Source organism: Arthrobacter sp. TmtSoilC77 (assembly GCF_059739415.1).
In genome coordinates, this window is the sequence record NZ_AP046050.1 from 2,715,976 (window position 1) to 2,728,422 (window position 12,447).

The 12,447-nt window shown below is 62.9% G+C and carries 12 protein-coding genes; 1 reads left to right on the top strand and 11 read right to left on the bottom strand.

Going from position 1 to position 12,447, the window contains the following annotated elements:
• Positions 1-31 precede the first annotated feature (31 nt).
• The 9 genes from gmk to pyrR form a co-directional block, all read right to left on the bottom strand.
• A complete protein-coding gene (gene gmk, locus AC6I99_RS12460; protein ID WP_224090532.1) occupies positions 32-604 on the bottom strand; it encodes a guanylate kinase in 573 nt (190 codons plus the stop codon).
• Positions 605-625: 21 nt separating this feature from the next.
• On the bottom strand, positions 626-952 hold the full coding sequence (gene mihF / locus AC6I99_RS12465; protein WP_224164465.1) for an integration host factor, actinobacterial type: 327 nt from the start codon (positions 950-952) through the stop codon (positions 626-628).
• A 99-nt stretch (positions 953-1,051) separates the two neighbouring features.
• A complete protein-coding gene (gene pyrF / locus AC6I99_RS12470) occupies positions 1,052-1,936 on the bottom strand; it encodes an orotidine-5'-phosphate decarboxylase (RefSeq protein WP_497961035.1) in 885 nt (294 codons plus the stop codon).
• Entirely contained in the window at positions 1,929-5,237 is a 3,309-nt protein-coding gene (gene carB, locus AC6I99_RS12475; RefSeq protein WP_497961036.1) for a carbamoyl-phosphate synthase large subunit, read from the bottom strand. Before carB ends, pyrF begins: the two co-directional genes overlap by 8 nt.
• Positions 5,237-6,484 carry a glutamine-hydrolyzing carbamoyl-phosphate synthase small subunit gene (gene carA, locus AC6I99_RS12480; RefSeq protein WP_497944965.1) on the bottom strand — a complete coding sequence of 416 codons (1,248 nt, stop codon included), beginning with the start codon at positions 6,482-6,484 and terminating at the stop codon, positions 5,237-5,239. The genes carB and carA overlap by 1 nt, the downstream gene beginning before the upstream one ends.
• The gene (locus AC6I99_RS12485; RefSeq protein WP_497944964.1) at positions 6,465-6,986 is read right to left on the bottom strand and encodes a PH-like domain-containing protein; all 522 of its coding nucleotides are present in this window, start codon (positions 6,984-6,986) and stop codon (positions 6,465-6,467) included. The genes carA and AC6I99_RS12485 overlap by 20 nt, the downstream gene beginning before the upstream one ends.
• Complete coding sequence (locus AC6I99_RS12490) at positions 6,986-8,341, bottom strand: dihydroorotase (protein ID WP_497944963.1); 1,356 nt, start codon at positions 8,339-8,341, stop codon at positions 6,986-6,988. The genes AC6I99_RS12485 and AC6I99_RS12490 overlap by 1 nt, the downstream gene beginning before the upstream one ends.
• The gene (locus AC6I99_RS12495) at positions 8,341-9,369 is read right to left on the bottom strand and encodes an aspartate carbamoyltransferase catalytic subunit (RefSeq protein WP_497944962.1); all 1,029 of its coding nucleotides are present in this window, start codon (positions 9,367-9,369) and stop codon (positions 8,341-8,343) included. The genes AC6I99_RS12490 and AC6I99_RS12495 overlap by 1 nt, the downstream gene beginning before the upstream one ends.
• Entirely contained in the window at positions 9,366-9,950 is a 585-nt protein-coding gene (pyrR, locus tag AC6I99_RS12500; RefSeq protein WP_224164472.1) for a bifunctional pyr operon transcriptional regulator/uracil phosphoribosyltransferase PyrR, read from the bottom strand. Before pyrR ends, AC6I99_RS12495 begins: the two co-directional genes overlap by 4 nt.
• A gap of 155 nt (positions 9,951-10,105) precedes the next feature.
• On the opposite strand from pyrR, the gene AC6I99_RS12505 reads away from it, so the two are divergent.
• The gene (locus AC6I99_RS12505) at positions 10,106-11,359 is read left to right on the top strand and encodes a PrsW family intramembrane metalloprotease (protein WP_497944961.1); all 1,254 of its coding nucleotides are present in this window, start codon (positions 10,106-10,108) and stop codon (positions 11,357-11,359) included.
• Between the two features lie 110 nt (positions 11,360-11,469).
• On the opposite strand, the gene nusB is transcribed toward AC6I99_RS12505, so the two are convergent.
• Both nusB and efp read right to left on the bottom strand, forming a co-directional pair.
• Entirely contained in the window at positions 11,470-11,880 is a 411-nt protein-coding gene (gene nusB, locus AC6I99_RS12510) for a transcription antitermination factor NusB (RefSeq protein WP_216925562.1), read from the bottom strand.
• Positions 11,880-12,443, bottom strand: coding sequence for an elongation factor P (gene efp, locus AC6I99_RS12515; RefSeq protein WP_011774957.1), 564 nt, complete (start codon positions 12,441-12,443; stop codon positions 11,880-11,882). Before efp ends, nusB begins: the two co-directional genes overlap by 1 nt.
• Between the last annotated feature and the right edge of the window lie 4 nt (positions 12,444-12,447).

The following is a 12,447-nucleotide window of genomic DNA, read 5'->3' on the forward strand; positions in this document are numbered from 1 at the left end:
CAAATTCTAGCGGGCCTACAAGTGCAAGCGCTTAGCGCTCGTGCGGGGTTAGCCCCATGAGTGAAACAAGCTCGTCCGCTGCCCGGCGAACGTCGTCATTAATGACGGTGTGGTCAAACTCCGGTTCAGCAGCAAGTTCCAGTTTAGCGGTTTCCAGCCTGCGCTGCTGTTCCTCGGCAGATTCAGTGCCGCGGCCCACAAGCCGCCGCACCATTTCTTCCCAACTGGGCGGTGCCAGGAAGACGAACTTGGCATCCGGTACAGCAGCCTTTACCTGCCGTGCACCTTGAAGGTCAATCTCGAGCAGCACCGATTTCCCCTCCGCAATGGCAGCATTCACGGTGCTCCGGAGCGTGCCGTACCGGTTCTGGCCGTGCACCACGGCCCACTCCAGGAGTTCGCCATCAGCCACGAGGGAGTCAAACTCTTCGGCGGACTTGAAGAAGTAGTGAACCCCGTCCTTCTCCCCTGGACGCGCGGCGCGGGTGGTGGCGGAGACGGAAAGCCAAACCTCTGGATAGTTGTCCCTGATGTAGGTGGATACGGTTCCCTTGCCAACAGCAGTTGGGCCTGCGAGGACAGTCAGTCCAGGTTTCTTGCTCACGGATTCCTTCGGGGAGATGCGTCAAACGCTTTGCTGGGTATCCATAAAATCTACCAGCGCCCGGGCCTGGTGAATGCCCAACCCCCTGATGCGCCGGGATGCGGCGATGCCTATGTCCGCCATGATCCCGGCCGCACGTACAGGTCCTATGCCTGGGAGGGCCTCCAGGAGCTCCACCACCCGCATCCGCGCAATGGCTTCATCCGTAGTGCCTGAAGAGATCAGCTCAGCAATGCTCACTTCACCACGTTTGAGCCGTTCTTTGGCTGCGGCCCGCACAGCACGCGCCTTTGCAGCCTTATCCAAAGCATCGGAACGCTCCTGCGGTGTCAGCTCTTTCAGACCCACGGCCAAACCCCTGTCAGATCGGATTTGTGATTCACGTCACGCGAAACTGATCCTGAACCTACCGGCAGGCGGCGGGTTGCGCAATGAGGCGCCAGCGAATCATTCCGCCCGCAGGCCGTCCAGCGTCTCCTGGGTAGCCGCCCGCAACGCAGCGCTCGTTGGACCAGCGGCAAGGATGCCCCGGCTCGACGTGGCCAGCACTGTGGGATAGGCGGCGCCGAAGGTCGAGCGGAGATCCGCGGGTGTAGCACCCTGCGCCCCCAACCCGGGCGCCAGGATAGCTCCGCGGACCGGGCCGAGGTCGATGTCCAGATCCTCGAGTGCCGTACCTATGGTGGCGCCTACAACAAGTCCCACTGAGCCCAGGACACCCGCGTACCGCTGGTTCTCGGCTGCGGCCGCAGTGACGATACCGCGGGCGACGGAATTGCTTCCGCCCACGTGCTGGACAGACTTTCCCTCCGGATTGGATGTCAAGGCGAGCACAAAGACTCCCCTGCCGTTTTGCGCAGCAAGGTCCAACGCCGGGCGCAAGGATTCGAAGCCCAGGTAGGGACTCAGGGTCACTGAGTCCGCAGCCAGGGCCGAGCCGTCACGCAGCCAGGCATCTGCGTAGGCAGCCATGGTGGACCCGATATCACCGCGCTTGGCATCGGCGATGCTCAGCACACCCGCATCAGCAGCTGCGGCCAACGTCCGCTCCAGGACAGCCATGCCCGCAGAGCCGTGGCGCTCATAAAGCGCCACTTGCGGCTTGACCGCGGCAGCGAGGGAAGCCACAGCCTCCACAACGCTGAGCGAAAAGCGCTCCAGCCCGGCGACGTCGTCGTTCAGTCCCCAGTCAGCCAACAGCTGGGGATGGGGATCGATTCCAACGCACAGCGGGCCACGGGCGGCCATTGCGGCAGCCAGCCGGGAGCCAAATGACTCCCGGACCGGCTGCTGTGCACTCCGGGCCTCGTGGGCACCAACAATGTCAGGCATTGACGGCGGCCTGGGATTCGCTGAGGTTGGCTGCGTGCTCCTGAAGGCTGGTGACCGACCATTCATAGGTGCGCAGTGCCTCTATTGCCTGTACGGCCGCGTTGAACTCAGCCACGGTGGTGATGCACGGAATGCCGATGGATGTAGCCGCTGCCCTGAGCTCGTAGCCGTCACTGCGGGCTTCCCCGCCGGACGGGGTGTTGAACACCATGTCGATCTCGCCGGCAATGACGAGGTCTGCGATGGTACCTTCACCCTCGGCGCTGCTGCCCTCGGCCACCTTGCGGACCGGAGTCGCCTGGATGCCGTTGCGGCGCAGGACGTCAGCCGTACCACCCGTGGAGACGATCTCGAAGCCGAGGTCCGAGAGGCGCTTGACGCCCATGATCACCGAGCGCTTGTCGCGGTTGGCCACGGAAACGAAGATCTTGCCTTCGGTGGGCAGCGCGTTGTTTGCGGCAGCCTGGCTCTTGGCGAAGGCGGTATCGAAGTGCTTGTCGATGCCCATCACTTCACCCGTGGACCGCATTTCCGGGCCGAGCAGGGAGTCGACAACCTTGCCCTCAGGCGTACGGAAGCGGCTGAACGGCAGGACAGCTTCCTTGACAGCGACCGGTGCGTCCAGGGGCAACGTGGAACCGTCACCGGATTCCGGCAGCATCTTGTAGGCACTGCGCAGCTGGTTGATGGTGACGCCAGTACCGATGAGGGCAGCAGCCTTGGCCATCTGCACCCCGGTTGCCTTGGAAACGAAGGGCACAGTCCGCGAAGCACGCGGGTTGGCTTCAAGGACGTACAGGACGTCCGAGGCCAGGGCGAACTGGATGTTGATGAGGCCACGGACGCCCACACCCTCGGCAATGGCCCGCGTTGCGGTGCGAACGCGCTCGATCACGTTGTTGCCGAGTGTGATCGGAGGAAGGACACAAGCGGAGTCACCGGAGTGAATACCCGCCTCTTCGATGTGCTCCATGATGCCGCCCAGGTACATGTCGGTGCCATCGAAGAGGGCGTCGACGTCGATTTCGACCGCGTCTTCCAGGAAGCGGTCAATCAGGACGGGGTGATCCGGCGTGATTTCCGTGGCATTGGCGATGTACCGGGAAAGGTTGGCTTCGTCGTAGACGATTTCCATGCCGCGACCGCCCAGGACATAGGACGGACGGACGAGCACGGGATAGCCGATCTCGTCGGCGATCTTCTTGGCGTCCTCGAAGGAAACGGCGGTTCCGTTCTTCGGGGAGGTCAGGCCGGCCTCGTCCAGGACGCGGGCGAAGGCGCCCCGGTGCTCTGCGAGGTCAATCGCCTCAGGCGAGGTGCCCAGGATGGGCACGCCGGCGTCGGCAAGCTGCTGTGCGAGCTTCAGGGGTGTCTGGCCACCGAGCTGGACGAAGACACCCATGACGCCACCGGTGCGCTCCTCAGCGGCGATGACCTCGAGGACGTCCTCAAGGGTCAGCGGCTCGAAGTAAAGGCGCGTGGAGACGTCGTAGTCCGTGGAGACAGTCTCGGGGTTGCAGTTGACCATGACGGTCTCGTAGCCGGCCTTGCGCAGCGCCATGGAGGCGTGGACGCAGGAGTAGTCGAACTCAATGCCCTGGCCAATGCGGTTGGGCCCTGAGCCAAGGATGATGACGGAGGGCTTGGCGTGCAGGCCTACTTCATCTTCTTCGTCGTAGGACGAGTAGTGGTACGGGGTGTAAGCGGCAAACTCAGCGGCACAGGTATCCACCGTCTTGTAGACCGGACGAATGCCCAAGGCCTGGCGGACGCCGCGGACCACTGCCTCATTGTTGTGCGTCAACGCACCGATCTGCTCATCGGAGAAGCCGTGGCGCTTGGCGTTGCGCAGCATTTCCTCTGTGAGGACGCCGGCCTTGCGGATCTCCTGCGCGGTCTCGTTCAGGAGCTGCAGCTGGTCCAGGAACCAAGGATCGATCTTGGTGGCTTCGAAGAGGTCCTCCACCGTGGCGCCACCCAGCAGGGCGCGCTGCACCTGGTGCAGGCGGTCCGTCGTAGGACGCTTGGCCTTCTCGATGAGCTCGGCAACCTCATACTCCGGCACGGAGCTGAAGTCCAGCTGCGATCCCTTCTGCTCCAGTGAGCGAAGGGCCTTCTGCAGGGCTTCGGTGAAGTTGCGGCCCATGGCCATGGCTTCGCCAACAGACTTCATGGTGGTGGTCAGTGTGTTGTCGGCTGCCGGGAACTTCTCGAAAGCGAAACGCGGAACCTTGACCACTACATAGTCGAGGGTCGGTTCGAACGACGCCGGCGTCTTCTGCGTGATGTCGTTCGGGATCTCATCCAGGGTGTAACCAAGGGAGAGCTTGGTGGCGATCTTGGCAATGGCAAAGCCGGTTGCCTTGGAAGCCAGCGCGGAGGAACGGGATACGCGCGGGTTCATCTCGATAACCACTACGCGGCCAGTGGCGGGGTCGATGGCGAACTGGATGTTGCAGCCACCGGTGTCAACGCCCACTTCGCGGATAACGGCGATGGAGACGTCCCGAAGCTTTTGGTACTCGCGGTCCGTGAGGGTCAGTGCCGGCGCAACCGTGATGGAGTCACCGGTGTGGACGCCCACGGGATCGAAGTTTTCGATGGAGCAAACAACAACGACGTTGTCGTTCTTGTCGCGCATCATCTCAAGCTCGTATTCCTTCCAACCGAGAATGCTCTCTTCGAGCAGGACCTCGGTGGTAGGGCTGTACTGGAGGCCCTGGCCGACGATGCGGCGGAGGTCGTCCTCGTTGTAAGCCAGGCCTGAGCCCAAGCCACCCATGGTGAAGGACGGCCGGACCACCATGGGATAGCCGAGGTCCTCAGCAGCAGCGAAGGCCTCTTCCATGGTGTGGATGATGTGGCTGCGCGCGGACTCCGCGCCACAGCGCTCAACAACGCCCTTGAACTTCTCGCGGTCTTCCCCGAGCTCAATGGCGGCAATGTTTGCGCCAATGAGTTCCACGTTGTACTTCTCCAGCACACCGTTCTTGTCCAACGCAATGGCAGTGTTCAGGGCCGTCTGGCCACCCAGGGTGGGCAGGATGGCGTCCGGACGCTCCTTGGCGATGATCTTCTCAACAACCTCGGGCGTGATGGGCTCGACGTAGGTGGCGTCGGCGAACTCGGGGTCCGTCATGATCGTGGCGGGGTTGGAGTTTACGAGGATGACCCGGAGGCCTTCCTCCTTGAGGACGCGGAGAGCCTGGGTCCCGGAGTAGTCGAACTCGGCTGCCTGGCCGATGACGATGGGGCCGGAACCGATGACAAGGACGCTCTTGAGATCTGTACGCTTTGGCATTACTTCTTGTCCTCAGTCTTGGATTCGGTGGAGTTGGCGTCTGTGGCCTTGGACTTGGTATCGGCCATGAGGTCGATAAAGCGGTCGAACAGGTAGGCAGCATCGTGCGGGCCAGCCGCGGCTTCAGGGTGGTACTGGACGGAGAACGCCGGGATGTCCAGGCAGGCAAGGCCTTCAACGACGTCGTCATTCAAGGAGACGTGGCTGACTTCGACGCGGCCGAAGCGCTCTTCCGGTGCCACAGTGGCACCGTTCAACGGCGCGTCAACGGCGAAGCCGTGGTTCTGCGAGGTGATTTCAACCTTTCCGGTACGGCGGTCCATCACCGGCTGGTTGATGCCGCGGTGGCCGTACCGGAGCTTGTAGGTGCCGAAGCCCAGGGCGCGTCCCAGGATCTGGTTCCCGAAGCAGATGCCAAAGTACGGGAGTTTCTCGTCCAGCACCGAGCGCAGCAAGGAAACCTGGTGGTCCGCCGTAGCGGGGTCGCCAGGTCCGTTGGACATGAAGAAGCCGTCCGGGTTGACCGCGTTGACGTCTTCCAGGGTGGACTTCGCCGGAAGGACATGCACGCGCACGCCGCGTTCGGCGAAGCGGACCGGGGTCATGGCCTTGATGCCGAGGTCGACGGCGGCAATGGAGAACCTGGGCTCGCCTTCCCAGCCGTGGTCCTTGGGTTCCACGACGTAAGCCTCGTCAATGGAGACCTCTTCAGCCAGCGCTGCGCCTTCCATGGGGGCGCTTGCCAGCACGGCGTTCAGGAGCTCCTTGTCCGATGCCTGTGCGGCCTCACCCGAGAAGATGCCTGCGCGCATGGTCTTGTGCTCGCGGAGGTGGCGGGTGATGGCACGCGTATCGACGCCCTGGATGCCCACGATGCCTTGCTCTACCAATTCGGAGTCCAAAGAACGTTCCGAGCGCCAGTTGGAGGGGCGGCGGGCGGCATCGCGCACAATGTAGCCGGCCACCCAGATGCGGCGGGACTCAGCGTCTTCGCTGTTGACGCCCGTGTTGCCGATGTGGGGTGCAGTCTGCACCACGAGCTGGCGGGCGTAGGAGGGATCGGTGATGGTCTCCTGGTAGCCGGTCATTCCGGTGGCGAAGACGGCCTCACCGAGGGCCGTTCCCTGGGCGCCGTAGCTACGGCCGCGGAACATGCGGCCGTCTTCGAGCACCAGTACTGCTGCTGAGGGGGTGGGTGTGGTGGCTGCTTTACTGTCCGTCACTTTATTACTTTCCACTATCGGCATCTGCCTGAGGGGCTGCGGAGATCAATTCTTGGATGGCTTCGAGGAGGAGCTCTTTGTCGGCTGCATGCCTGGTCCGGAACCCGGTATCCAGTTCCTTGCCGCCCAGCTTCCAACTGATAACCAGGAGTCCGTCTTTTTCGACGAACTTCCCGGCCATGCCGGCGGCTTGGCGGCTGTCAGCCACTGCGGAGCGTGGGATGAATACCGGGGCGGCGCCTGGGCGGTCGAACAGGATGCCTTCAGCATGGATGCTCAGTTCCGCGTTGGTGCGGATGCCAAGGCCCTGCACTGCGATCCGGTCCAGCCAGTCACCTGCGGTGGTAGTGGCAACGTACTGGCCCTCCGCTACCGCCGTGGCCGGTGTCAGTTGCTGCGGCACCTCGGGGAGGCGTTCGACGTCGGCTTGCCGCCTGAGCCGGTTCCTCCACCCCAGCCAGATCATCACCAGGACGAGGATGATCAGCGGCACCGTGATGAGCACGGTGAGTGTCTGGTTGTTCATCAGCTACCGCTGACTGCCCCGGCGGCATCCGGGGTTGGGTAGTTTCCGGCGTACCTGTACGGAGTGTTGAGCTTGCCGTTGAGAACCGTGGGGTGGCCCTTGAAGAAGGTTGCGACCACGGATCCGGGCAGCTCTTTGCCCTTGAACGGTGAATTGCGGCCCATGGTGGCCATTTTATGGGGGTCAACCGTCCAGCGCGCAGCCGGGTCCACCAGGATGACGTTGGCGGGCTCGCCTTCCTCCAACGGCCGGCCCTGGTCCGCTACGCGGCCAATAACTGCCGGGGTGAAGGAGGTGACCCGGGCGAAGTCTGCCCACGTCATGAGTCCGGTTTCGATCATGGTTTCCTGAACCACGGACAGTGCCGTTTCCAGGCCGGTCATGCCCATGGCCGCCTGCGCCCACTCGCATTCCTTGTGCTCGCTGGGGTGCGGTGCGTGGTCCGTGCCCACAACGTCGATCGTGCCGTCGGCGAGGCCTTCGCGGAGCGCCTGGACGTCGGCATCCGTACGCAGCGGCGGGTTGACCTTATACACGGGGTCATAGCTGCGGACCAGTTCGTCAGTGAGGAGCAGGTGGTGGGGGGTGACCTCGGCTGTGACGTTGATCCCCCGGGCTTTGGCCCAGCGGACGATTTCAACGGATCCGGCGGTGGAGACGTGGCAGACGTGGAGGCGGGAACCCACATGCTGCGCGAGCAGGACGTCGCGGGCGATGATGCTTTCCTCTGCCACCGCCGGCCAACCGGCAAGACCCAGCACCGCCGAGACGGCGCCTTCGTTCATCTGTGCCCCGGCGGTAAGGCGGGGTTCCTGCGCGTGCTGGGCCACCACGCCGTCGAACGCTTTGACGTACTCCAGCGCGCGGCGCATCAGCACGGGATCGTGCACGCAGATGCCGTCGTCGGAGAACATCCGCACCTGGGCGCGGGAATCCGCCATGGCACCCAGTTCCGCAAGTTGTTCACCGGCCAGGCCCACCGTGACAGCGCCAACGGGTCGTACGTCCACCCAGCCCGACGCGCGGCCAAGGCTGTGGACCTGTTCGACGACACCTGCCGTGTCAGCAACGGGGTTGCTGTTGGCCATGGCGTGGACGGCCGTGAAGCCACCCAGGGCTGCGGCACGAGTGCCGGTCTCGACCGTTTCAGCATCTTCGCGGCCGGGTTCGCGCAAGTGCGTGTGGACGTCCACCATGCCAGGCAAGGCAATGAGGCCCTCGCCGTCGATCACTGTGGCGTCGTCGTCGTGGAGATCCTTGCCCCTGGCTGCGATGACGCCATCGCGGATCAGCAGGTCTTCAGCTTCGCCGCCGAGAATGGCAGCCCCGCGGATCAGGTACGTGTTCTCGGCCATCAGTTGCTCTCCTTGGTGGACTGGCTTACAGCGTGGGTGTTCGCTGCCGTTGCGGCAGTTGCTTCACGGGAATCCCCGGAGAGCAGCAGGTAGAGGGCGGCCATGCGCACTGAAACACCGTTCCGCACCTGTGCAAGCACTGTTGAGCGGGGCGAATCGGCGGCGGCCGAGGAAATTTCCAGGCCACGGTTCATGGGGCCGGGGTGCATGATGATGGTGTCTTTCATGCCAAGGTCATCCAGTGCCCGAAGCCGGGCATCGTCGAAGCCCCAGCGCCGTGAGTACTCACGGGTAGAGGGGAAGAACGAGGCATGCATGCGCTCACCCTGGACGCGCAGCATCATCATCGCGTCGACGCCCGCTTCGAGCGTTTCGTCCAGGTTGTAGCTGACCTTGCAGGGCCAGTGCTCGACGCCGATCGGCAGCAGTGTGGGTGGCGCAACCAACGTGACCTCGGCACCCAGGGTGCGCAACAACCAGACGTTCGACCGGGCCACGCGGGAATGCAGGACATCTCCGACGATCGCGACACGCATGCCTCGAAGGTCCGCCCCGGTGGATTTCGTCCCGTTGAGCCGGGACCAGTGCCGGCGCATGGTGAACGCGTCCAACAGCGCCTGCGTGGGGTGTTCGTGGGTGCCATCGCCTGCGTTGATCACTGCGGCGTCGATCCAGTCCGTTGCAGCAAGCCGGTGCGGAGCGCCGGAAGCCCAATGACGGATGACCACTGCATCCGCGCCCATGGCGGCCAGGGTCTGGGCTGTGTCTTTGAGGGACTCGCCCTTGGACACGGAGGAACCCTTGGCCGCGAAGTTGATGACATCGGCTGAAAGGCGCTTTGCTGCGGCTTCGAAGGAGATCCGGGTACGGGTGGAGTCCTCGAAGAAGAGGTTCACTACCGTGCGGCCACGGAGGGCAGGGAGCTTCTTGACCTCGCGGTCGCCCACGGCCGACATTTCTTCGGCGGTGTCCAGAACGCGGATGGCGTCCACGGCGCTGAGGTTCTCAGTGGAGAGGAGGTGCTTCACTTGCCCGCCTCGATTACTACTTCATTGACTGGAACGCCGTCCACCGAGTCGATTTCCTCGAGGTGGACGCGGACCTTTTCTGCGGAAGAAGTGGGCAGGTTCTTGCCTACATGGTCCGCGCGGATGGGAAGCTCACGATGGCCCCTGTCTACCAGGACTGCCAGGCGGACAATCCTGGGACGGCCAAGGTCCACCAGGGCATCAAGTGCTGCCCTGATGGTGCGGCCGGAATACAGGACATCGTCAATGAGGACAACAACTTTGTTGTCGATACCGGACAGCGGCAGGCGTGTGTGGTGGGGCGGCCTGGTGGGCTGGTGTGAAAGATCGTCACGGAACATGGTGACGTCCAGTTGCCCGACGATCGTTTCCGCGTTGACGCCGGGGTCAGCCGCAGCGATTTTGTTGGCGAGCCGCACGGCCAAGGGATAACCGCGGCTGGGAATGCCCAACAGAACCAGATCCTGGGAACCCTTGTTGGCTTCGAGGATCTCATGGGCGATACGAGTCAGCGCGCGATCAATGTCCGCTTGGTTGAGAACAACCCGCGACGGTACCTGCGCTGAAGTGACTTCAGTCATTCGCTCGTCTCCCCTTTCCCCGCCTCACGGGACGGAATTAAAAAAGGAATATTTGCCTTTCAAAACTACCACAGCGAAAACCGGCCGCCTCACCGGGCCGCAGACGAGGCGTGAGTTAAAGCTCACATCCGGTCCGTTGCAATAGGCTCTAAGCCATGAGCAGCGACCATCCTGGGCACCCCGGCGGGCATCAACCCTACCCGCGGCCCTGTCTGGAACCGGGAGCCAATCCCACATGGATCGGACACGTACAGCCCGGAAACTACCAACCAGCGCCCGGTAACCCCGGCAGCCTTCCCCAGCAGGCCTGGCCGGCTCCACCGGCACCCCGGGCCCGCCGGTCGCCGGGTACACTCCCCCTGCTCCTGGCGGGCGCCATATTGGTCTTCGGCAGCCTTCTCCTGGTGGTTCCCTTCCTTCTGGGCAATACAGGAATCGCAGGCTTCGTGATCGGGTTCATCGCCTCCCTGGTCCCGTTGTCGGTGGTACTGCTGACCGTACGGCTCATTGACCGTTGGGAGCCCGAACCAAACAGGCTGCTCTGGTTCGCTTTCACATGGGGAGCTGCAGTCTCAATCGCCGGAACATTGTTGATCCAGCCCCTCTTCGCCTTGGCAGCTCCCACCACCAGCGAAGAAGCATTCACTTATTTCATGGCCACGGTCCAGGCTCCCATCGTGGAGGAATTCACCAAATCGCTTGGCCTGTTGCTTCTGATCCTTGGAGCCCGGAAGTATTTCGATGGTCCCGTGGATGGTGTGGTCTTTGCTTTTACCATCGCGGCCGGCTTTGCCTTCACCGAGAACATCCTCTACTTCGGCCGTGAGATCGCCTCCTCATCGGAGCCCGGCACGGACCTTGTCCGGATCTTCATCCTTCGCGGGGTCATGTCACCCTTCGCCCACGCCATTTTCACGGGGACAACCGGCCTGATTATGGGATTCGCCGCCCGTCGATGGCATTCCGGCTATGCAGTGCTCGCCTTCGCCATCGGACTCCTGCCGGCCATGTTCCTGCATAACCGGTGGAACAGCATGGGCCAGGACTTCCTGCTGGACTACTTCGTGGTGCAGGTGCCGATCTTCCTGATCGCGGCCCTGGGCATCATTTTCCTGCGCATTGCCGAAGGCAAACTCACGCGCCAGCGGCTTCTCGAATATGCCAGGGCCGGATGGTTCACCCCGGCCGAAGTTGAAATGCTGGCGACCTCCCAAGGAAGGCGGCAGGCGGTTCGCTGGGCAGCCTCGCGTGGTCGTGCCGCGCAGATGCGGGCGTTCATCAAGGGCGCCACGGCCTTGGCATTCACGCGCCAACGCATCCTCAGCGGCCGTGACGTGCCCGTTCATCAGCGGGACGAACTTGACCATCTTCGCGGGATTCCGGCGCTCCGGGCGGCAGTGCTGACCTGACCCGCTCTAAGAACTGACCCGCTCTAAGAATTGACCCGCTCAAAGAAGAGGACCCGCCCCACAGTTTCCTGTGGACGCGGGTCCTCTTTCTGAACAAGCTGCAGCGACGCCTAGGCGAGCAGTGACGGCTTGAGCTTCTGGAGCCGGCCAAGCAAGCCGTTGATGAAGGCCGGTGATTCGTCCGTGGACATTGTCTTGGCGAGGGCCACAGCTTCGCTGACTGCCACTCCGTCCGGGACTTCGTCGTTGTAGAGGAGTTCCCAGGCACCAATGCGGAGGATGATGCGGTCTACCGAAGGCATCCGCTCAAGCGTCCAGCCCTGGGCATAGGTCTGCAGGAATTCGTCGATAGTCGGCTGCATGGAGACGACACCCTCAACGATTTCCATCGTGTAGGGGTTAATGACGAGATCCGTTTTCTCCCGACGCGCCTTGAGCGCGTCAAAAGCCGAAACGGAACGCTGCTCCGCCTCGAAAAGTACTTCTAGTGCCCTGCTACGGGCTTTACCGCGTGCGCTCACTAGTCGTTGACCCGGCCCAGGTAGCTGCCGTCGCGGGTGTCAACCTTGACTTTGGTGCCCTGCTCCACGAACAGCGGAACCTGGATTTCGTAGCCGGTTTCCACGGTTGCCGGCTTGGTGCCCGCCGAGGAGCGATCGCCCTGGAGGCCGGGCTCGGTGTAGGTGATTTCGAGAACGACGCTCGGCGGCAGCTCGATGTACAGCGGCGTGCCTTCGTGGATGGCGATGTTCACCATCTGGTTCTCGAGCATGAAGTTTGTGGCGTCGCCGACCGTAGCACCGGAAACGGTGATTTGGTCGTAGTCCTGGGTGTCCATGAAGACGAAGTCTTCGCCATCCTGGTACAGGTACTGGTAGTCACGGCGGTCAACCGTAGCGGTCTCGATCTTCAGGCCGGCGTTGAAGGTCTTGTCAACCACCTTGCCGGACATGACGTTGCGCATCTTGGTGCGAACGAAAGCGCCACCTTTGCCCGGCTTGACGTGCTGGAACTCAATGATGTTCCAGAGCTGGCCCTCGAGCTTCAGTACGGTTCCGTTCTTGATGTCGTTTGTGGTTGCCACTCGT